Genomic DNA, 21,962 nt, shown 5'->3' on the forward strand with positions numbered 1-21,962 from the left:
GGCATCGCTTACAGTATAATAAGTGTCACTATGACAAAGAAAAAAGCACATAAACCCGGTTCCGCGACTATCGCGATGAACAAACGCGCTCGCCACGAATATATCATCGAAGATGAATTTGAGGCGGGGCTTGCTTTGCAGGGATGGGAAGTCAAATCGATGCGCGCTGGTAAAGCAAACATCACTGACAGCTACGTCACATTCCGCGACGGTGAAGCCTTTTTGTTTGGCGCAACCATTCAACCTCTTAACGTGGCATCCAGTCATATCGTTTGTGACCCGACCCGTACAAGAAAACTACTGCTGAACAAGCGCGAGTTAGAAACGCTGTTCGGCAAGGTCAGTCGCGATGGTTACACCGTCGTCGCACTTTCAATGTACTGGAAAAATGCCTGGTCAAAAGTGAAAATCGGCCTGGCTAAAGGTAAGAAAGAGCACGACAAACGCGATGACATTAAAGATCGTGAGTGGAAAGTAGACAAAGCACGTATCATGAAGCACGCAAATCGCTAAGCCTCTGGCTTAGCTTGGTGTTTTGCTGGTATACTGCGAAATAGTACTTGGGGCTGATTCTGGATTCGACAGGATTTGCGAAGCCCAAGGAGCATGCCGAGGGGCGGTTGGCCTCGTAAAAAGCCGCAAAAAAATAGTCGCAAACGACGAAAACTACGCCCTAGCAGCTTAATACCCTGCTTAGAGCCCTCTCTCCCTAGCCTCCGCTCTTAGGACGGGGATCAAGAGAGGTCAAACCCAAAAGAGATCGCGTGGACACCTTGCCTGGGGTGAAAGCGTTAAACCCAATCAGGATAGTTTGTTAGTGGCGTGTCCATCCGCAGCTAACCGGCGAATGTAAAGATTGGACTAAGCATGTAGTGCCGACGGTGTAGTAATTCTGGACGGGGGTTCAAATCCCCCCAGCTCCACCAAACAAGGTTTCGGTTATTACCAGATCAGGCCGTTACCGCAAAGAAAGCCGCAGCCCGCAAGGGTTTGCGGCTTTTTTACGTCTGTAGAAGTCCGGGAAGATTCGCCTGAAACTGGCGTCTGTTGGTACACGAATTGGTATACGCTAAGATATATACATAAACGTATCCCCGTCACTATTTTTCGCTTGAGCCAAAATTCTAAAGAAGTGAATAAAAGTTACAGTCTGAAAAAATAGTTTGCCGGGATAAATTCATCAATGAGGTCTTTTGGGTGAATATGAATATCAGGATTTTCGTAACCCAACATGAATCTCGCTGATTCCAAAATTTTATTAGGCACCCGATCTGGTATCGTTTCACGTACATCGTAGAAGCTTTTAATTAAATATCTTAAGTTTGTTTAAAATTAAGTTTTATCAAACTCAAAAATAACTGCACCGCCGTATACAGCCGCTTACGCACGGTGGTGCGGGAGAAGGAGGCTCGTGAGTTAAGCCCCTACCCCTTTCTCAATAATTACATTTACATATAATTGCCCGAGTAAGTATTTATTTAAATGATACGGGTATTATTGTTGTTTAAATACATATGGATAAATTTGATTTATTCATCCTTAATATATAATTAAATACTATACAAACAACGCAAATGATATAAAGTCGTGCATTTTTTTGTATCCCTCGTTAATAAACGAGTTTATGGACAAATTTGGAAGATACTTATGCGTTTAAATAAATTAACAGCAGCAATTCTGTTTTCTGCTATTGGATTTCCAATAGTTTCGTCTGCCGCCACCGTGACGGCAAATGATCAAACAAATACCTTCTCCGGCCTCGATTACTCGATGATGATCACCAAAGATGGTGGTCACACCTGGACTGCGTATACCGACGCCTCGCAAAACAACTTCCCGGGGACTGTTTTAGCACAAGTCGCGCCAAAGCAAGAACTGGCTATTATTTCAGAGGATTACGATCCGAACCGCACCTATAAAGGCGGCGATACCGTCCGCTTCCTGGGATACTACTGGACTGCGCAATGGTGGGTTGATCAGGGTATCAACCCGGGAACCGATCCGGTCTGGGTATCTGGCGATGCAATCAACATCAATGCGTATGCAACTTTCCAGTTCACGCCGTATACCGGCCAGAACGCAATCGATCTGCAGAACCGTGAAAAGGCACGCGTGGCCGCGCAACGTAAAGTCATTGGCTACTTCCCGGAATGGGGCGTGTATGAAGCTCATAATTTCTTTACCCCGGATAAAGTGGACTACTCTGGCCTGACCCACCTTAACTACGGTTTTGCGGTAGTGAAAGACGGTGTCGTGACCATGCATGACACCGACAAAGCACCGGGCCTGATCAAAGATCTGGATAAACGGACTGAAGCGGCCAACGTGGCGCATATGATTTCTGTAGGTGGCTGGAATAACTCTCAGGAAGGTGTCTTCGAAGCGGCCACCGCCACGAATGCTGGCCTTGAGAAACTGGCCAACAGCATGGTCAGCTATATGGCGCAGTGGAATTTTGACGGCCTCGACATTGACTGGGAATACCCGGACACCGAAGCTGAGAAAGCCCAGTTCACCAAGCTTATCCAGTCGCTGCGTACCAAACTGGATGCCCAGGGCAAAAAAGATGATAAGTACTATCAACTTTCTGCGGCGGTCACCACTAACCACAACAACATTCAGTTCATCAACCCGGCCGTGACGGCGCCGTTGCTGGATAGCGTGAACGTGATGGCGTATGACATCCACGGTGCTTTTGATCCATTAACCGGTCATAACGCGCCACTGTATGAAAACAGCCATGATGAAGATAAAGACCTGAACGTGGCCGACACCATGAGTGCGTACGTCAACACCTGGCAAGTGCCAAAAGCCAAGCTGATGATGGGGATCCCTTATTACGGTCGTGGCTGGGGCCATGTCCCTGGAACCGAGCTGATCCCTGGTTTGCCGGGCATGTTTAACACCGGTGCAGCGACTGTCAAAGGTGCATGGGACGACGCGGATCAGTTAACCGGTACCAACCCGTGGTATGTGCTGAAACAAAAACTGAACACTGGCGAATACACGCGCTACTGGGACTCAGAGTCACACGTGCCCTATCTCTACAGCGAAACTACGCAAGAGTTCCTGACCTATGACGATCCGCAGTCCATTCGCGAGAAAGTTGACTATATCAATGAGCAAGGCTTTGGTGGCGCGATCCTTTGGGACATCAGCGGCGATACGCCTGAACATGAACTGGGTAATATCGTTAAAGAAGTGAAAAACACGCCACTGCCGGATGATTCCGATGTGCCAGACGACGAACCGGTTCCGGTTATTGATAAGACCGATCTGAAGGGCATTATTGTTAGTCTGTTTGACAATGAAACCCGTGTGACCATCAATCTGGATGCTAAAAAATTCACCAGTGGTAATGCCTATACTGTTGCTGTTGATGGCAAATATCTTTTTGGTACCGAAGGCAGTAAAAATTACTACAGCTATCTGTACCAATATGGGAAAGAGTCTTCATTGCGTACCGGTGACGTCGCGAGCCGCCTGAAAGCGGGTTCTGTCATCACAGTGACACGCGAATACCCGAATAAAGGTGTTATCGGTCAACTTACGGTGACCCAAGACATGCTGGACGGTAACAATCCGGTCATGAGTGATGGCAGTGTGAAGTCTATGAGCGTGTCGAAAATCAATAACGTACCTTACGTTTTCGTTGATTTTGATAAAGAGATGCTTCACAACGCGGACGGTTCTTCTTATGTCGCTAAAGTGATTAATGACGATAAGAAAAAGGGTAACTATATTTTCAGTTGCGATAATGGAAAATGTTACTACAGCTCCATGACTGAAAAAGATGCTATTTCACAGGTTAAATCTGATGAAAAAGATATTTCTATTGGTGAAACAATCGTTATTGAACGTGTGTCACCGAACCCGGCGACTGTAGCCAAAATGGTCGTCACAAGTTTCGAGCCAGAACCGCAGCCAGAACCCGCTCCGCAACCAGATCCGGTTAAAGAAGTGAAGGCTGTACTGTATGTAAATGCTAATTACACAGGCTCATCTCTTTCTGTCGAGGGGGATATACCCCAGCTTATCACGCATAATAACTTTAACGATGTGGTGTCCTCATTAAAAGTCACTCCGGGCTGGACTGCCCAAGTTTATGAAGATGAACATTACAAAGGTTATCACCTTGATTTTAAAGGTGGAGAAAATGTGCCTGATTTGAAGGGAAGGAATTTCGACAACCGAGCATCGTCAATCAAGTTCATCAAAGACAATTAATCTTCCATGAACGGCGTTTGACAATATCATATTAAGTCACAGGTAAACCTTACATCGCCTTTATCCCTGTGGGTAAAGGCGTTTTTTTTGCCGGTTACCTTGAGAAATTGGAAGATTTATCCTGTTGTTTTGGAAATATTATTCAGAACTTACCCTCTAATACACCCCCATAGCATTCTCATTTATTCCGCCCAAAAACCAATCTTCCCTATGTCACACTGATGCCCGTTTTGAACATAAGCTTGCCGCTTGACCACAATGAGTCCGGTCGTCATATTCAAAATATGAATAATTCTTTTACCCTCGCGGCATCCTGGCGGGGATTTGTTTTTTTATTGCATACCACCGGAGAAGACTTGTGAAAAAAAGCACTTTGCTGATCATCGCGGCATTATCGGCCGCCAGCAGCCTGGCACATGCGGAGACGACTTTACGATTTGGTGTAGATCCGTCGTTTCCGCCTTTTGAATCAAAAGCGCCAGATGGCAAGCTGGTCGGTTTTGATATCGATTTAGGCAACGCCATTTGTCAGCAGGCAAAAGTGAAATGTGAATGGGTCGAAACCGCGTATGACGGAATTATTCCTGCGCTGAATGCCAAAAAATTTGATGCCGTGCTCTCCGCGATGTCGATGACCCCAAAACGTAAAACGCAGGTCACTTTCTCTGACATGCTTTATCACGTACCCAGTGTGCTGATTGCGAAGAAAGGCAGCGGCCTGCAACCCACTGCGGATTCACTGAAAGGAAAAACAGTGGGCGTGGCTCAGGGCACGACGCAGGAAGCCTACGCACAGGGCGAATGGCAGAAAAAAGGGGTGGATGTGGTTTCCTATCAGAATCAGGATTTTGTGAATCAGGATCTGGCATCCGGTCGCATTGACGTGACCCTGACCAATGCCGCAGCCGCAGAAACCGGCTTCCTGAAAACCCCGGAAGGCACGGGTTATGCCTTTGCCGGGCAACCCTTAAACGACACCCGTTATTTGGGTGAAGGCACGGCCATTGGCCTGCGCAAGGATGATCAGGCACATCTGACATTGATTAATAATGCACTGGCAGAAATCCACAAAAACGGCACATACGAAAAGCTGGAGAAAAAATACTTCACCTTTGAGGTCTATAACAAGAAGTCCTGATTTTCGCTGCTCCCTGCCGCGCGACCGATTCGCACGGCAGTCTGTTTTTTCGGATCCCCTTCCCATAAAAAATGTCTGCGGCTGCAAGTTATTCTGTTGTTCAGACGACGTTACGCAACAATCAAAATATCCGCTGTTCCCTGATTTATTGCTGGCATAAAGTCAGCGGCAACAGGTCACATCACAAACAGGGTTATACAAGAATGAGTGTTGTTGAGGTCTCTTTCAGCGCCAGCTTCGCTTCCTCGCTGATCCCCGTATCGGTAACGATGGTGTCGATTTTTTCCATCGGCAGCACCAGGTTATATCCGCGACGCCCAAACTTGCTGGAATCAGTGACCACCACAACACGCTGAGCCGCACCGGCCATGATGCCGCTGATGCTATAGCCTTCGTTGAACGTGGTGATACCTGTAGCCGCATCCAGCCCGTCGGCACCGACAAACATCAGGTTAGCGACAATGCCCTGCAAAGCGTACTCCGTGATGTTGCCATGCAGGGAACGGGTTTTATGGCGCAACGTTCCGCCGCAGACCACCAGTGTAATGTCCGGATTTTCAGACAGCACAAAAGCAGCGGGCAGGTTATTCGTGATGACAGTGATATCGCCTGATTTCACCAGCTCTTCTGCCAGCAACATGGTGGTACTGCCGCTGTCGAGGATCACGGTATCTCCCGGTTTCACCATTCCAGCCGCCTCCTGCGCAATCCGTTTTTTAGGATCGGTGGCCTGAAGATAACGCTGCTCAAGCATCATCTCATCCTGCGGCTTTTCATGCTCCGTAACCGCCTCCTCTTTCCGTTTTGATGCGCCCCCATGGAAACGGCTAAGCAGCCCTTTTTGCGCAAGCAAACTTAAATCAGAGCGCACCGTAACCTCAGAGACTTCGAAAGCACTCGAAAGATCAGCCACCAGCACGCTGCCACTCTCATTCACTAAATCAATGATTTTATTACGACGTTCATAGGTATTCATGATTGGCGATCCGAAAGGTCACATTCCTTCTAGTGTAAACAAAAGGCCAGGTAATGAGGAGAAAAAATTTTACACGATGTGAATCATCCCTCTTTCCCTGCCTGTGGCAAGGCATGACGTCATCTTATCTTTCATTTCAAGATCCGTCACGAAAAACGAAAGATATCGAATGAAATTCACTTATGAAATATTACGATCTCTGTCACGAAAACCAAAAACCGCTATTGTTTACCTTTCGAAAAGATATGATCCTCTTCGAAAACAAACGGAGGCATGAAATGAAAGATATTATTGCTAAACACAAGAAAGGCGAAAGCATAGGCATTTGTTCTGTCTGTTCCGCGCATCCTTTGGTGATTGAAGCCGCCCTGCGCGAAGACCTTCTCACTGACCGCAAGGTACTGATAGAAGCCACCTCCAATCAGGTGAATCAGTTTGGTGGCTATACCGGCATGCAGCCGATCGATTTTCGGGATTTTGTTCTCGCGATTGCGGAAAAACTTAACTTCCCTCTTGAGCGTCTGATTTTAGGGGGCGACCACCTGGGGCCGAATTGCTGGCAAAGCGAAAATGCTGACAGCGCGATGAGTAAAGCAGAAGTGTTGATCGCCCGCTATGTGGAAGCCGGTTTCAGCAAAATACATCTGGATGCATCGATGTCCTGTGCAGACGATCCTGTCCCTCTGGATCCGCTCATCGTGGCACAACGCGCAGCGCGGCTGTGTCAGGTCGCAGAACGTGTTGCCACACCGAAGCAAAAACAGCTTCTGACCTATGTGATTGGCACAGAGGTGCCGGTACCGGGCGGCGAGGCATCGGCTATTCAGCAGGTCCATGTCACCAAAAGGGAAGACGCGAAAGCGACGCTGGATATGCACCATCAGGCATTTCGTGAACTTGGGTTAACGGATGCCATTGATCGGATCATCGCTGTCGTGGTCCAGCCAGGCGTCGAATTTGATCACAGCCGGGTGATCCACTATCAGCCTGAACTTGCGCAAGATCTCTCCGCATACATCACCACAACACCGCTGGTGTATGAGGCACATTCCACCGATTACCAGACCCGTGAGTCCTACCGTAAGCTGGTGAACGACCACTATGCGATCCTCAAAGTCGGCCCGGCGCTGACGTTTGCATTACGTGAAGCCATCTTTGCCCTGGCCAACATCGAACAGGTGCTGATCGCGCCTGAATCACGCAGCCACATCCTGACAGTGATCGACGGCGTCATGCTCGATGAACCGGCTTACTGGAAGAAGTATTACAACCCGACGTTCAGCCTGTCGCTTATCGATCTGCGCTACAGCTTATCGGACCGGATCCGTTATTACTGGCCGCACGCCCGTATCAACCGGGCAATGGAAGTGCTGATCACGAATCTGCGTTCCGTCGACATTCCTCTCGGCCTGCTGAGCCAATATCTTCCCGCCCAGTTCGAACGAGTGATGACCGGCGAACTCGCCAGCGAACCCCATGAACTGATCATCGATAAAATTCAGGATGTTTTGCGCGCCTACCACTTTGGCTGCACACCTCATCACACCTTTCAGCAGGAGCCTGCTCATGCATAACTGCGAGGTATTCGTTAAAACCGGTATCACATTTACCGACTATCACGAGGCACTCACGCATATCGGTGAACGCATGGTGCAGGCGGGTGTGGTCGGGGCCACCTATCCGCAAGCGCTGGTTAAGCGTGAAGCTGAATTCCCGACAGGGATCCAGCTGGAACGCCACGCAGTGGCTATTCCCCATTGCGAAGCGACACATGCACGCTGTCCGGCTATTTATCTGATCCGTCCTGACACCACTGTGGAATTTTTCCAGGCTGATGATGACGGCACGGTTCCCGCGTCACTGATCATTGCGTTGATTGTCACCCACCCGTCCGAGCAACTGAAGTTACTGCGCCAGTTGTTCAGCCAGTTACAGGAGCCTGCTTTTTTAGAAAGCTTACTGACCGCGCCAGAAGATCAGCTGTCCGCGCTGTTTAAACAACACATCTTTGTCCCGGCTCCCGTGCCAGAGCAGCGCGCGCCGGTGTGTACCTGAACGTCTTTTTGAGCCAATGAATCTGACGTCTTACCTAAAAAAATAATACCTACAACAACCTGTTAAGGAGCCTTAACGTGAAGCGAAAAATTATTGTCGCCTGTGGCGGAGCCGTTGCCACATCTACGCTGGCAGCGGAAGAAATCAAAGAGTTGTGCGAAGCCCACGGCATCGCTATCGACCTTGTGCAGTGCCGTGTCACGGAGATCGAAACCTATATGGACGGCGCTCACCTGATCTGCACAACAGCCAAAGTCGACAGGACGTTTGGCAATGTTCCGGTGGTCCACGGAATGCCGTTTATCTCCGGCGTTGGCATGGATATTTTGCGCAAACAAATACTCACCCTGTTGCAGGAGTAAGCCATGTTTACCGACATAATGCGCTACATCCTCGACCTCGGGCCGACCGTCATGTTACCCGGCGTGATCATCGTGTTCTCCCTGATACTGGGGATGAAACTGGGGGATTCTTTTAAATCGGCCATCCACATTGGCATTGGGTTTGTCGGGATCGGGCTGGTTATCGGTCTGATGCTTGATTCTATCGGGCCTGCGGCGAAAGCCATGGCCGAGCATTTTGAAATTAATCTGCAAGTCGTGGATATCGGCTGGCCAGGTTCTTCGCCGATGACCTGGGCGTCACAAATCGCACTGGTCGCGATCCCGATTGCGATTGGTGTGAATATCCTGATGTTGCTGACCCGCATGACACGCGTCGTCAATGTGGACATCTGGAACATCTGGCACATGACCTTTACCGGTGCCATGTTGCATCTGGCGACGGGTTCTTACTGGCTTGGGATTATGGGTGTAGTGCTACACGCCGCGTTCATCTACAAACTGGGCGACTGGTTTGCAAAGGACACGCGTGACTTCTTTCAACTTGAAGGGATCGCTATTCCGCATGGTTCTTCAGCCTACCTCGGCCCGATCGCGGTGCTGGTTGACGCCATCATTGAGAAAATCCCCGGCCTGAACAAAATCCATTTCAGCGCAGACGACGTTCAAAAACGTTTCGGGCCGTTTGGCGAACCGGTCACCGTCGGTTTTGTCATGGGATTGATTATCGGCTACCTCGCCGGATATGACGTCAAAGGCGTGTTGCAACTGGCTGTCAAAACCGCAGCCGTCATGTTGCTGATGCCACGGGTGATCAAACCCATTATGGACGGCCTGACACCCATTGCCCGCCATGCGCGTACCCGTTTGCAGGCCCGCTTCGGAGGGGAGGAGTTCCTGATTGGTCTGGATCCTGCGCTGTTGCTCGGCCATACCGCTGTGGTATCGGCCAGCCTGATCTTTATTCCTCTCACGATCCTCATTGCGGTACTGGTGCCGGGAAATCAGGTTCTGCCGTTTGGTGACCTCGCCACCATCGGTTTCTTCGTGGCTATCGCCGTTGCCGTGCATCAGGGCAATCTGTTCCGCACCCTGATTTCCGGTTGCATCATCATGAGCATCACACTGTGGATAGCCACGCAAATGATTGATCTGCATACCCAACTGGCGGCAAATGCAGGCGCGCTGACGGCGGGGGGCAGAGTCGCCTCAATGGATCAGGGCGGCTCACCGATCACCTATCTGCTGATTCAACTCTGCACACTGAAGAACATGGCAGGGCTGAGCATCATTGGCGTGATTTATGCCCTCGGCGTCTTCCTGACATGGCGTCGCGCCCGTCAGTTCACTCAGGCTGAAAAGCTGGCAGCGGTTTCGCTGACCCATTCTTAACTTTCATCTACGCGGGGGAATTGGATCCCCCGCTTAAGGAAACCGACTATGAAATCTGTTGTTGTCCATGCGGGCGGTAAGATGACCGTTGAGGAGTGCCCGATGCCGGTGATCAGCGCTGCCGATGACGTGCTGGTGCGTATTGCGTACTCCGGTCTGTGCGGTTCAGATATCCCGCGTATTTTTGCTAACAGTTCGCATTTTTACCCGATCACTCTCGGCCATGAATTTAGCGGTCAGGTAGTCAGTACCGGAGAAGACATTCACGATTTACAGGAAGGGGATGCTGTGGCTTGCGTACCTTTATTGCCATGCTTTCAGTGCGAAGAGTGCAAACAAACCGCTTATTCCCAGTGTAAACATTACCAGTTTATTGGATCCCGACGTCACGGCGGCCACGCTGAATATGTTGTAGTGCCGCGTCATAACTTATTCAAATTGCCGCAAGGTGCTTCCCTGTTACACGGGGCATTTCTGGAACCGGTCACCGTCGGTTTACACGCATTGAAACTGGCGGGAGGCTGCCGCGGAAAAGAAGTGATCGTGATTGGTGCCGGTACTATCGGCCAGTTGATCATCCAGGCGGCCAGCGCATCAGGTGCCAGCTCGGTCACAGCTATCGACATCAATCCACAGCGTCTGGCACTTGCACGCGAAACCGGTGCCAGCCATGTCTTTAACAGTGCGACAACGGGTGCAGACGACATCCGCCAGCAAACCCACGAGCGCCGTTTTAATCAGCTGATCATTGAAACCGCCGGTACACCGCAAACCGTTGCGCTTTCGCTGGACATTGCCGGCCCCAAAGCGCAGGTCGCACTGGTCGGCACCTTACACAAAGATCTGACCCTCAATGTGGCGACATTCAGCCATATCCTGCGCAAGGAACTGACCTTACTGGGGAGCTGGATGAATTACTCCGCCCCGTGGCCGGGCAGCGAATGGCAACAGGCCATGCAATTGTTTGCTGAGAATAAATTAAATCTTGAGCCGTTAATCGCCAGTATCGGTGATCCGGACGAATTCGTGCGGGAAGTCACGGCGCTGGCAGGTAAACCGATGACGGGCAAGATCCTGCTGAACATGACAGGGAGCTGAAATAATGTATCTGATTTCAAACAGGGAAATGCTGCTGGCAGCACAGCGCGAAGGTTACGCCGTACCGGCTTTCAATATCCATAATCTCGAGACCGTGCAGGTGGTGGCAGAAACTGCCGCGATGATGAACTCTCCGGTGATCCTCGCCGGAACACCGGGAACATTTAGCTACGCAGGCACAGACTATCTGATTTCGATTTGTCAGGAAGCGGCCCGGCAATACCGCGTTCCTCTGGCACTGCATCTGGATCACCATGAAGATCTGACTGATATCGAAAGCAAAGTCAGGGCCGGGATCCGTTCGGTCATGATCGATGCTTCGCATTTTCCGCTGGCCGAAAACATCACGAAAGTGCAGGCGGCCGTCAGATTGTGTCATGCCTTTGATGCCAGCGTCGAAGCTGAGCTGGGTCGTCTCGGCGGTCAGGAAGACGATTTGATGGTGGAAGAAGGCGACAGCTTCTTCACTGATCCTGTGGTGGCAAAGCATTTTGTTGAATTCACGCGTATTGATTCTCTGGCCGTCGCCATCGGTTCCGCACACGGTTTGTATCAGGGTGAACCCAAGCTGGACTTCTGCCGCCTTGGGCAAATCCGCCAGCAGGTGGATATTCCTCTGGTACTGCACGGCGCGTCGGGGATCCCTGAAAGCATGATCCGTCATGCTATTGAGCTGGGGATCTGCAAAGTCAACGTCGCGACAGAACTGAAAATCGCCTTTGCCGGTGCCGTAAAAGACTATTTCAACGCGCACCCCGACGCGGATGATCCACGCAAATACATCGTGCCGGGGAAACGGGCGATGCAGAAAGTCGTAGAGGAAAAAATCAGGATCTGCGGAAGTGCAGGGAAATTATAAGGTAATGCTGTCTGGGAGACGGGGGAATTACCCTGTTTTCCAGCCGTTTAGAGGTACTCAGGTTGCAGCTGACGTGCCATTCTGATTTTATGGAAGCGTCTTTATAAACCAAATGGTGAGCAGAACCGCTATGACAACCCTTAATCACTTTGGCCAGCCCATTGGCGATGCCCTACCCGACTGGCAACCCCGCGAACGTCCTTCCCATGTTCAGCTTGATGGCCTCTGGTGTCGTCTTGAGCCGCTGAGTGCTGAGCGCCACAGTCAGGATCTCTTTAACGCCTGGCACAGCATTGATGACAATCGCGACTGGACGTATCTTTCCGTCGATCGTCCTGCGACACAGGCAGAGTGCGATCTGTTTATTGCGCAGCAATCGAGAAGCGAAGATCCGCTGTTCTTCGCCGTTGTGGATATCCGGACGCAACGCGCCGTCGGCAGCGTTTCACTGATGCGAATTGATGCGGTGAATGGCGTAGCGGAAATTGGCTGGGTGAACTGGTCGCCGCTGATGAAACGTACACGTTTTGGCACCGAGGCGATTTATCTGCTGCAACGCTATCTGTTCGATACCCTGAAATACCGTCGCTGCGAATGGAAATGTCACAGCCTGAATGAACCGTCAAAACTGGCTGCACAGCGTTTTGGTTTTCAGTATGAAGGTATGTTCCGGCAGGCCATTGTCAATAAAGGCCACAACCGCGATACCTGCTGGTATTCCGTTCTCGACCACGAATGGCCTGCGTCAAAAATCATGTTTGACCGCTGGTTAAGCGCAAATAACTTCACTGCCGAAGGTCAGCAAAAACAGCGTCTGGAAGAATTGCGTTAATCCGCATTGCCTGCGTTGTTGGCTGACGCAGGCAGACGAAAGGGTTTATGGATTAATGTTCAGGGGACAGCGCCGCCAGCACTGAAATATCGGGCCATGCATAGATTATGTTAGGCGAGCGCCAGAGTGGCCCGGCATCGGTATATCGTCCGGCTTCGCGGCCACCTAAAGCCTGGTAAAAACGAATGGCCGGTTGGTTTCCTTCGACAACGCCCAACCCTGCGCTGCGGAAACCTTCAGCGGAAAGATGCTTTGCAGCTTTGGCGATCAACAGTCGGCCAATTCCCCGACGTTTAAATGCCGGAGAAACATACAGGAATTTGATTTCGGCCATCTCACCAAATTCCGGGTTAGAAGATGCCGACGCCAGGCAAAACCCGGCGAATGCACCGTCAGTTTCAGCAATAAAAGTGCCCTGACCGACAGCAGGATGGGCAAATTTGTCCTGCCAGAAAGCTTTCCGGCGCGGGACATCCAGCGCTGCAAAAGCTTCCGGCGGTGCCAGTTCACGATAAGTATCACGCCATATGGCAACATGTAATTCCGCAAGAGCATCGATATCTTTGGGTTCAGCAATCCGTAAAGTGCAGGCTGGCACGGCATCCCTCGTTATTAAAAATATTCAGGAAGATCATAAGGTCAGCTCAGTATAGTCAGCCTTTCTCTTCCCGCGCCAGTAAACTGCGTTTCCGTTCCACGCCCCAGCGATAACCGGAGATATTGCCGTCAGTTTTTACCACCCGATGGCAGGGGATCGCGACGGCCAGCAGGTTCGCGGCGCACGCACCGGCCACGGCACGGACGGCTTTCGGTGAACCGATTTTGCTGGCAATCTCGGCATAGCTGGCGGTGGTTCCCGGCGGAATATCACGCAATGCCTGCCAGACTCGCTGCTGGAAAGCCGTGCCGCGAATATCCAGCGGCAAATCCAGCCCGATATCGGGCGCTTCCACAAAGCCGACCACGATGGCAATTCGTTGCTCAAAATCCGCGTCGCCGCCCAGTAATTCCGCCTGCGGAAAACTGTTTTGCAATTCGTTGATCAGCTTTTCAGGATCGTCGCCCAGTAAAATGGCGCAGATCCCCCGCTGGCTTTCAGCCACGAGAATGTTGCCGAGGGAAGATTTTCCGACAGCAAACCAGACGCGGACGTTGCGGCCTCCGGCGCGGAAATTTTGCGGCGTCATGCCCAGCGTCGCCGCAGAGGTTTCGTAAAAACGGCTGTCAGAAGGATATCCGGCAGCATAAATCGCTTCGGTGACTGTCGCAGAATCGGTCAGATTTTCACGGACCCGGCGGACGCGCTGCGCCTGCTGATACTCTTTTGGCGTCACACCGGTCTGCGCTTTAAACAGGCGATGAAAATGATAAGGGCTGATGCCCACTTCTGCCGCCAGCTGATTCAGTGTCAGCATGTGGGCGGATTGCTCCAGCAACCGGCACGCCTGCAACACCCGGCTGGCATGAAACTGCGCCAGTGAAATCAGTCCCTGACGGCAGCGTTTGCAGGGGCGAAAACCGGCACGTTCCGCCGCTTCGGCATCGTCAAAATAGAGAATGTTTTCCGGTTTCGGTTGCCGTGACGGACAGGAAGGCGCGCAGTAAATACCGGTCGTTTTTACCGCATAGACAAATTTGCCGTCGGCGTTTGCATCACAACTGACAACCGCCTGCCAGCGCGGATCCTGCCTCTGAGCATAAGCCGCGTTTTCCGCTGTCGTTTCTTTAATGTCGTCTGTTTTACCTGACATGTTATGCCTCACGTTTCCTGACTTGATGACTGTCAGCATAATCCGCCGTGCCGCGCTGCACCCTCCGGCTCTTGCTTTCTCATTCAGCGCCGATGTTTCAGCCCGCCACCGGTTTAAAAGGGGTGTCGAGGATCATCTGATAAAAGGCCAGATCCAGCCAGCGATCAAATTTAAAAGCGGCCTGTTTAATCGTCCCGGTATGGCTGAACCCATTTTTTTCATGCAGGGCAATGCTGCCGCTGTTGGCCGCATCAATCGCGCCAATCAGCGTGTGCACGCCGCGTTCACGGGCGGCCTCCACCAGAGCATTGAGCAGAATTTTTCCCAGCCCTTCTCCGCGGTGATCTTTATGAATATAAATCGAATGTTCGACGGAATATTTATAGGCAGGCCAGGCGCGGAACGTGCCGTAACTGGCAAATCCCAGTAATCTCCCCTGCTCATCCTCCAGCCCGATCACCGGAAAGTTATTGGTCAGTTTAGTGGCAAACCAGGACGTCATGCTGTCGATGTGGCGCGGTTTATAATCATACAATGCTGTCGAGGTCAGGATGGCATCATTAAAAATATCCAGAATGGCGACGGCATGCAGGCGTTCCGTACAGGTGATCATCTTCATCGAACTTTCCCCCGGTGGCTTTCTTTAGCGGCTAAATTCCACTATAGTAGAATTAATTCCACCAAAGTAAACAACGGAACTCCCCTTATGTCAATCGACCAACTGATCGCTACGCGTCTGCAGTCATTACGTAAAGCGCAAGGATTGAGCCTCGAACAGCTCGCTAGCAGTTCAGGTGTCAGTAAAGCGATGATCTCGAAAATTGAACGACAGGACAGCAGCCCGAGCGCCAGTCTGTTAGGCCGTCTGGCAGCCAGTCTGGGCGTTTCGCTGGCGCAGTTGCTGTCAGAAGAAAATACCCGCCCCGCCCCTTTGCGTCTCCGCGATCAGCAGGAAATCTGGCAGGATCCGGACATCGGATATGTGCGGCGTCAGGTAACACCGCATGAAGAAAATGGCGGACCGGAACTGGTTGAGATTACGCTGCCGGGCGGCGCCCGCGTCAGTTATCCGGGCTGGAGTCATCAGGCTTATAAACAACGTCTGTGGCTGGTGGAAGGGTTGCTGACTGTTGATTATGGTGCAGAAAAGTATGCGCTATCCCCAGGTGATGCGCTGACATTTGGCGTGGATTTGCCCATCACATTCAGTAATACCGGCACTGAGCCGTGCCGGTATTTGCTGGTCATGAGTGACAAATAGTTTTCATGCTTTCCGGCAGGGCCAGCGCACGGCCCTGCAGATCAGAGATCTAACGTGCCGTCGATCAGCGTACAGCTGTCGCCACCGACCCAGGGTTCGCCGTCCACGAAGGTGACGGTCACACGGCCATCGCGCTGCAACCGGGTGCCCTGACGGACATGGTACATCTGCGCCATATGCTTACCATCCGGGAAATCAGCCGCTTTCAGCACCCGCGCCAGACAGGCATTGGCGCTGCCGGTGACCGGATCTTCTTTCAGCACGCCATCCTCATCAATGATCGCCCGCACTTCGTAATCTGCCAGGCCGCCTCTCTCATGCAAGCCGTAGACCGCGATACCGTTAATACCCAGCTGCTTTTGCAACTGGCTGACGGCGGCGGCATCAGCGGTAATATTCAGGCACTCCTGCGCGCTCTCCATCCGCACGACCAGCCAGATAATGCCCATATCCGCCGCGACCGGCGCGACATCCGCCTGAATTTTGCCTCCGCGCAACGCAGTGGAAAGCAAAGCATAATGTTCCGCATCCAGCGGTTTCAGCGCAGCCGGAGGCGCAGAAAAGGCCTGACCGCCTTCCGTCAGTTGCTTCACCTGTACCAGCCCGACGCCGCATTCCTGCACCAGATAACCGGGATTTTTAGACTTCAGCCCGTCCTGCAATAACGCATATGCCGTGCCCAGCGTCGGGTGTCCGGCGAACGGCAGTTCCTTATCGGTGGTAAAAATTCGCACGCGATAATCGGCTTCCGGCGATGCTGGTTTGAGCACAAACGCCGTTTCCGCAAGATTAGTCCAGCGCGCCATCGCGAACATCTGCTCATCGCTCAGCCCTTCGGCATCCAGGATCACGGCCAGTGCATTGCCTTTCAGAGGCTCAGCGGTAAACACATCAACTTGTTTAAAACGGCGCAGGCGGGTCATAGCAAATCCTTGTCTTGTCGTAAGGGAAACCATTTTGGAGAAAGCGCGAAGCCTCTGAGTTTAGGAATATTTCTATAAGTTATCGAGAAAAATGTCAGTGTCGGGCGGCTGGCCTATGCTTAACACACAGTCCGGTCGTCTCCATAAAACAGAAGGAAAAGAAAATGCCCGCGAAGGATTTGATTGGTATTGGTATCGGCCCCTTCAATTTAAGCCTCGCCGCCATGGCAAGGGATACGGGGAAACTCGACGCCGCCTTTTTTGATGCCCACACCGAATTCAGCTGGCACCCCGGCATGCTGTTACCCACGGCAACCATGCAGACCTACGTCCTGCAGGATCTGGTCACCACCATTGCGCCGCGCAGCGAATTTTCATTTATTAATTATCTGGTTGAACAGAAAAAGATTTACCGTTTTCTGGCCACCGAGCAGCTGATCATCAGCCGCGATGAGTTTTCGGATTATCTGCGCTGGGCATGTGACCGCATTCCCGGCCTGCATTTTTCCGCGCCGGTAGAACGTATCGACTTTGACGATAACAAGCAGGAATTCATCGTACAGAGCCAAAAAGGTGAGCACCGCGCCCGCAACATTTGCCTCGGTACCGGACACGCCCCCTGGATCCCCAAACCGGCCCGGGCGGCGCTGGGGGAAAACTGTTTTCATGCGGCGGAGATTGAACTGCGCGAACCGGATTTCACGGGCAAACGCGTGGCCGTGGTCGGCGGCGGGCAGAGCGGTGCCGACATTATTCTCAATGCGCTGAGCGGTCACTGGGGAGAATTTGCGGAACTGACCTGGCTTTCGCGCCGTCCGAATTTTCAGCCGCTGGATGAGTCGATTTTCTCCAACGAATATTTCACGCCGGAGTACGTCAATTACTTTTATACGCTGCCGGAGGATGTACGCGAGCGCGAGATAAAAACGCAAAAACTGCCTTCTGACGGCATCAGCTATCACACTCTGGAAGACATTTATAAGCAGTTGTATCACCGTTTTGACGTGCTGCATCAGCCGCGTAACGTGCGATTACTGCCGCATCGCGCGCTCGATCATATCGTGCGTAATGCAGGGGGTGATTTCAGCCTGCAGGCCAGACACGGGCTGGAAAAATGCGAGGAACATTTCAGCGCGGATATCGTGATTCTGGCGACCGGTTACCGCCCCGGTTTGCCGGATTATCTCGAGCCGCTGCTGGATCGCATTCCTTATGACCGCGAGCAGCATTTGCCGCTGCAACAAAATTTCAACCTGCGCTGGGATGGCCCGTCAGAAAACCGGATCTACGCGGTGAACGCCGGTATCCACAGTCACGGCAGCGCCGAAGGACAACTGACACTGACCGCGTGGCGCTCGGCCAAAATTCTCAATCATCTGCTGGGCGAAGCGCATTACGATCTGCGTCCTGTGCCCTCGCTGGTGCAATGGTGGCCGGACGACACGGGCAAATAGCAGGCACAAAAAAGCGGAGCATCAGGCTCCGCTTGTTCAGACAATCCGCCCATCAGACGTAAAAGTAGATGGCTAAAAAGTGGCAGGCACTGCCGCCGAGGACAAATCCGTGCCAGATAGCATGACCAAAACGAAAGCGTTTTGAGGCGTAGAAAATGACGCCCAATGTGTACACCACACCGCCCAATGCCAGCAAGGTGACGCCGCCCAGCGAAAGTTTAGTCGCCAGCTGGTAAATCACGATCAGCGACAGCCAGCCCATCGTCAGATAGGTGACCAGCGACAACACTTCAAATCGGTGTGCAAACGCCAGTTTGAAAATCACACCAAACAGCGCCAGCCCCCAGATCACCGCCATCAGTCCCTTTGCCAGCGGGGAGTTCAACCCGACCAGCAGGAACGGCGTATAGGTTCCGGCGATCAGCAGATAAATCGCGCAGTGGTCAAATTTTTTCAGCCAGTATTTGGCTTTCTGATGCGGTATCGCGTGATACAGCGTGGAGGCCAGATACAGCAAAATCATGCTGCCGCCGTACAAACTGTAGCTGGTGATCGCCATGGCGCTGGCGTTATCGCCTACCGCCTGAACCAGTAAAAGTACCAGTCCGACAATCCCGAACACCAGACCCACGCCGTGGCTCAGGCTGTTGGCTATTTCTTCAGCCCACGGATATCCCTGTGGTGATGGAGACAACTTACCCATACGTTGAGAACCCTCAAGGCAAAACAAGTGAAAATGATTGTTTATAAAACGTTCCGTACAGGATCAGCTTAACTGAGAACGATTCCAGTGTACATCTGTAAGCTTAAATTGAGTATTATCTGATGTAACAGTCTCTTAGCCGGATCATCATTTCACTTCTCACTCACTTTGAAGCCCTTCAAATCATTCAATTTGTTTATAATTCCAACGCGTTACATTTAGAAGACAAAAGGAAATTCCGCACCCAAAAACATGATTTTTTTATATCAAGCGATTAAGGTGTAGCGGAAAAGTGAAATAACGCCGTTTACCATGCCGTCAATATGACTAAGGTTTGACTATGTCTGCAGTAACTCCCCCGCTGAATTTCGGTGCAATGACCGAAGTTTTTCAGTTCCTGATGGAAATCGACAAGCTGAAAAGCGTGCAGCGCCGCACCAAAGTGTTAGGCACTGAGCGTCAGGAAAACTCCGCGGAACATAGCTGGCATTTCGCCGTCGCGGCGATGTCACTGGCCCCTTTTGCGCCGGAAGGCACTGATATCAATAAAGTCATCCGGATGGCGTTGATCCACGACATCGTAGAAATCGATGCAGGCGATGTGCTGGTTTACGATCTCGCGGCCCGCGCGGCGGTTCACGATCAGGAAATCATTGCCGCGAAACGCCTGTTCGGCCTTTTGCCCGCGCCGCTGAACACGCAGTTTCTGGATTTGTGGAACGAATATGAAACGGGCGAAACCCCGGAAGCACGCTTTGCACTGGTGATCGACCGCGTCATGCCGATGATCATGAACCTGAACAATCAGGGTCAGAGCTGGGTGGAAAACAACATCCGCCTTGAACAGGTTCTGGCACGCAACGCCTTCATCGCCGATATTCACCCGGAACTGTGGCTGCACATCCGCGCCCATCTGGATAACGCGCATCAGCAGGGCTGGCTGAAGTAATGTGTTCGCTCATCCCCCTTCGCTGGGGGATGAGTAAACCTGGGCTGGGTAGACACACGTTTGGGAACATAGTGAACACTTTTAGCCGTGTTTACTCACCGTGATCTCTCCGGGTAGTTAAATATATCTGCCCAATAGTGACACCCTTGCCATCAGCCCCCCCTTCAGGTACCGGGGCGAGGTTTGGCTGCAAAGCTGCGAGGAGAAAAAATAAAGCCGATATCACACAATCAATATGTCTGATTATTTTTTCCTTTGGGATAAGTCATCTGTAGTTAGAAAATTAATAGTATTTTCGATATGCAATTATTGACGGTATAGCGTATGAGTAATCACATACAAACCCTGTGATAACCGCAAGCCACCCTTCCCCCAAATCAATCGGAATGTTAACTAATGGTAAAACACCTGTACTTAAGAACGCATAATGAAACACACCACATAAGGGGCCTAAGAACACGGCAAGCAAGTTTAAAGAAGCCTTTTCAGAAAAATAAAGATGAGACACAATAAAATAAAATGGAAATAGTGACAAAAAAGTCAAAAACACGTAGATAAAAATCGTCACTCGAACCTCTCAACTTTCACCCATTAATCATTTTAATAATATCTCTTTTTGGCAAGATATATTGGAATGCCATATGAGTACATGCAGGCCCCTCTCACAATCACAACGAACAAACTGTCCCCCATTTCAATTTTTATGTTAAAAACAGGGAGAACATCCGTCAGCATAAACAAATAATGAGTGACAGTGCAGCATCCCATAAGTACAAAAGCTAATAAATTAAGATATAATTTTTCAGAATAGAAAAGATGCGCAGCGATATAATAAAGTGGAAATAATGAAATAAAAGTCAAAAAAACATAGATAAATAAAGTCATTGGTACGCCCTGTACTGTCCTGCTACTGTATTGACATCTCCGATTAACTCAACAATTAATTCATCTGCGGACATTGTTTTATATCCTATCTCTTTCATGCCCCACAATAAATCTGCATTAACATACCGGTATAATCTCGCTGCATCTTCAGCTAATTTGCAACCAAGCAGACCGTTCACTGACAACGCAATATCAACAAAGGTATAAATGACATCAGAGTCTTGCTTGCTAATGCCAAACAACTCACCCGCTCCCTCATACACAAACTTCAATGGCCCCGTATAACTTTGCCTGTAAAGCAGATAATATCCGTTTTCAATAACATTATTTACACCATGCGCTATCATTAACCCACCAATTCCAGTTTCAACTAAACCAACACCGGCAACAACCTGAAGTCCTCCGGAGATAAACCCCACGCCAGCTATAAACAGGTCAACGTTATTTCCAGATTTTTTTATTGCAACTGGCTTAACCATGATCACTTGCCTGACATCTTTGGCACTCATCGCTTCATCTTGTATCCTCAGGTAAGCCATTTCATTATCCATGGCATGAATGATTTCAGTCTCACTCATTTCCCCGGTTATTCTTTTCTCATGAAGATCCAATAAAAACCTCGTTTCCTCACTGATAAAATGATCTTTTGCCATGCTCCACTTCATAAACTTATTAGAGACACGTGTAATTAAAGAATTAATCTCGAGTTCCTTATCCATCAATAGCATCGTAATGGCTTGTTTATCGCTAACCCACCCGATTTTCTCCGGATGTCTGGCAAAGAATTCCTCTAACACATCCATGTTACTCACCTTCTAAAACGATTTATCAAATACACATTTTCGAGGTGTAAACTATCTTATCGATAAATTCCAAAACAAGATGTCTGTCATGTTTTTTCAATTTTTAATTTCAACCAATTAACCCTGGTTATAATTCGATTTCGTCTCATTAAACAGAAAGCAAAAAAACACTGCCTGCACTTTTTTATTATTCATTCCGTGTACTAAAATTCTGATATTCATACCGCGTGAGTTTTTATTTCCGCAACTCAATCAGCGCAAGTGCGTAAAGCCGGGGATCGTTGACATCGCGCAAATCCAGACCGGCAATCATGA

At 50.5% G+C, this 21,962-nt stretch carries 20 protein-coding genes and 1 other RNA gene; 14 read left to right on the top strand and 7 right to left on the bottom strand.

The features are described 5' to 3' along the window. The first annotated feature begins 30 nt into the window (after window positions 1–30). From smpB to J9880_RS03010, 4 genes are all read left to right on the top strand, one after another. Window positions 31–513: an SsrA-binding protein SmpB gene (gene smpB, locus J9880_RS02995; protein ID WP_015698410.1), complete on the top strand. Its 483-nt coding sequence runs from the start codon at window positions 31–33 to the stop codon at window positions 511–513. 49 nt (window positions 514–562) lie between these two features. Next, window positions 563–926: a transfer-messenger RNA gene (gene ssrA, locus J9880_RS03000) on the top strand. A gap of 721 nt (window positions 927–1,647) precedes the next feature. Next, a complete protein-coding gene (locus J9880_RS03005; protein ID WP_232770053.1) occupies window positions 1,648–4,227 on the top strand; it encodes a glycosyl hydrolase family 18 protein in 2,580 nt (859 codons plus the stop codon). 358 nt (window positions 4,228–4,585) lie between these two features. After that, on the top strand, window positions 4,586–5,365 hold the full coding sequence (locus J9880_RS03010) for an ABC transporter substrate-binding protein (protein WP_095924863.1): 780 nt from the start codon (window positions 4,586–4,588) through the stop codon (window positions 5,363–5,365). A gap of 193 nt (window positions 5,366–5,558) precedes the next feature. Here the strand turns inward: J9880_RS03010 and J9880_RS03015 are convergent, their stop codons facing one another. Then, complete coding sequence (locus J9880_RS03015; RefSeq protein WP_095924862.1) at window positions 5,559–6,341, bottom strand: DeoR/GlpR family DNA-binding transcription regulator; 783 nt, start codon at window positions 6,339–6,341, stop codon at window positions 5,559–5,561. 278 nt (window positions 6,342–6,619) lie between these two features. Here J9880_RS03015 and gatZ point away from each other — a divergent pair, with 278 nt between their 5' ends. The 7 genes from gatZ to J9880_RS03050 all read left to right on the top strand — a co-directional run bounded on the left by gatZ (window position 6,620) and on the right by J9880_RS03050 (window position 12,918). After that, window positions 6,620–7,915, top strand: coding sequence for a tagatose-bisphosphate aldolase subunit GatZ (gene gatZ, locus J9880_RS03020; RefSeq protein ID WP_232770054.1), 1,296 nt, complete (start codon window positions 6,620–6,622; stop codon window positions 7,913–7,915). Next, the gene (gene gatA, locus J9880_RS03025; protein ID WP_133822765.1) at window positions 7,908–8,396 is read left to right on the top strand and encodes a PTS galactitol transporter subunit IIA; all 489 of its coding nucleotides are present in this window, start codon (window positions 7,908–7,910) and stop codon (window positions 8,394–8,396) included. The genes gatZ and gatA overlap by 8 nt, the downstream gene beginning before the upstream one ends. Window positions 8,397–8,473: 77 nt before the next feature. Then, the gene (gatB, locus tag J9880_RS03030; protein WP_095924860.1) at window positions 8,474–8,758 is read left to right on the top strand and encodes a PTS galactitol transporter subunit IIB; all 285 of its coding nucleotides are present in this window, start codon (window positions 8,474–8,476) and stop codon (window positions 8,756–8,758) included. Window positions 8,759–8,761: 3 nt separating this feature from the next. Continuing rightward, on the top strand, window positions 8,762–10,129 hold the full coding sequence (locus J9880_RS03035; protein WP_095924859.1) for a galactitol-specific PTS transporter subunit IIC: 1,368 nt from the start codon (window positions 8,762–8,764) through the stop codon (window positions 10,127–10,129). Window positions 10,130–10,177: 48 nt separating this feature from the next. Beyond that, complete coding sequence (gene gatD, locus J9880_RS03040) at window positions 10,178–11,227, top strand: galactitol-1-phosphate 5-dehydrogenase (RefSeq protein ID WP_131694507.1); 1,050 nt, start codon at window positions 10,178–10,180, stop codon at window positions 11,225–11,227. 4 nt (window positions 11,228–11,231) lie between these two features. Then, window positions 11,232–12,086, top strand: coding sequence for a tagatose bisphosphate family class II aldolase (locus J9880_RS03045; RefSeq protein ID WP_131694508.1), 855 nt, complete (start codon window positions 11,232–11,234; stop codon window positions 12,084–12,086). Between the two features lie 130 nt (window positions 12,087–12,216). Beyond that, the gene (locus tag J9880_RS03050; RefSeq protein WP_232770055.1) at window positions 12,217–12,918 is read left to right on the top strand and encodes a GNAT family N-acetyltransferase; all 702 of its coding nucleotides are present in this window, start codon (window positions 12,217–12,219) and stop codon (window positions 12,916–12,918) included. A gap of 52 nt (window positions 12,919–12,970) precedes the next feature. Here J9880_RS03050 and J9880_RS03055 read toward each other — a convergent pair whose 3' ends face one another. The 3 genes from J9880_RS03055 to J9880_RS03065 form a co-directional block, all read right to left on the bottom strand. Beyond that, window positions 12,971–13,516 carry a GNAT family N-acetyltransferase gene (locus J9880_RS03055; protein ID WP_131694510.1) on the bottom strand — a complete coding sequence of 182 codons (546 nt, stop codon included), beginning with the start codon at window positions 13,514–13,516 and terminating at the stop codon, window positions 12,971–12,973. 55 nt (window positions 13,517–13,571) lie between these two features. Next, window positions 13,572–14,669 carry a bifunctional DNA-binding transcriptional regulator/O6-methylguanine-DNA methyltransferase Ada gene (gene ada, locus J9880_RS03060; protein WP_095924854.1) on the bottom strand — a complete coding sequence of 366 codons (1,098 nt, stop codon included), beginning with the start codon at window positions 14,667–14,669 and terminating at the stop codon, window positions 13,572–13,574. A 97-nt stretch (window positions 14,670–14,766) separates the two neighbouring features. Next, window positions 14,767–15,288: a GNAT family N-acetyltransferase gene (locus tag J9880_RS03065; protein WP_232770056.1), complete on the bottom strand. Its 522-nt coding sequence runs from the start codon at window positions 15,286–15,288 to the stop codon at window positions 14,767–14,769. 87 nt (window positions 15,289–15,375) lie between these two features. Here J9880_RS03065 and J9880_RS03070 point away from each other — a divergent pair, with 87 nt between their 5' ends. Then, window positions 15,376–15,930 carry a helix-turn-helix domain-containing protein gene (locus tag J9880_RS03070; protein ID WP_131694512.1) on the top strand — a complete coding sequence of 185 codons (555 nt, stop codon included), beginning with the start codon at window positions 15,376–15,378 and terminating at the stop codon, window positions 15,928–15,930. Window positions 15,931–15,971: 41 nt separating this feature from the next. On the opposite strand, the gene J9880_RS03075 is transcribed toward J9880_RS03070, so the two are convergent. Then, the gene (locus tag J9880_RS03075) at window positions 15,972–16,853 is read right to left on the bottom strand and encodes a PhzF family phenazine biosynthesis protein (RefSeq protein ID WP_232770057.1); all 882 of its coding nucleotides are present in this window, start codon (window positions 16,851–16,853) and stop codon (window positions 15,972–15,974) included. 164 nt (window positions 16,854–17,017) lie between these two features. Here J9880_RS03075 and J9880_RS03080 point away from each other — a divergent pair, with 164 nt between their 5' ends. Continuing rightward, window positions 17,018–18,307 carry a lysine N(6)-hydroxylase/L-ornithine N(5)-oxygenase family protein gene (locus J9880_RS03080; protein WP_095924850.1) on the top strand — a complete coding sequence of 430 codons (1,290 nt, stop codon included), beginning with the start codon at window positions 17,018–17,020 and terminating at the stop codon, window positions 18,305–18,307. Between the two features lie 52 nt (window positions 18,308–18,359). Here the strand turns inward: J9880_RS03080 and trhA are convergent, their stop codons facing one another. Next, complete coding sequence (trhA, locus tag J9880_RS03085; protein ID WP_095924849.1) at window positions 18,360–19,010, bottom strand: PAQR family membrane homeostasis protein TrhA; 651 nt, start codon at window positions 19,008–19,010, stop codon at window positions 18,360–18,362. Window positions 19,011–19,350: 340 nt separating this feature from the next. On the opposite strand from trhA, the gene J9880_RS03090 reads away from it, so the two are divergent. Next, a complete protein-coding gene (locus J9880_RS03090) occupies window positions 19,351–19,959 on the top strand; it encodes an HD domain-containing protein (RefSeq protein ID WP_119826861.1) in 609 nt (202 codons plus the stop codon). An 881-nt stretch (window positions 19,960–20,840) separates the two neighbouring features. Here the strand turns inward: J9880_RS03090 and J9880_RS03095 are convergent. Continuing rightward, entirely contained in the window at window positions 20,841–21,647 is an 807-nt protein-coding gene (locus J9880_RS03095; protein WP_232770058.1) for a DUF4225 domain-containing protein, read from the bottom strand. Window positions 21,648–21,962 lie beyond the last annotated feature (315 nt).

The organism is Rahnella victoriana, from assembly GCF_021276285.1.
Classification (GTDB): domain Bacteria; phylum Pseudomonadota; class Gammaproteobacteria; order Enterobacterales; family Enterobacteriaceae; genus Rahnella; species Rahnella victoriana.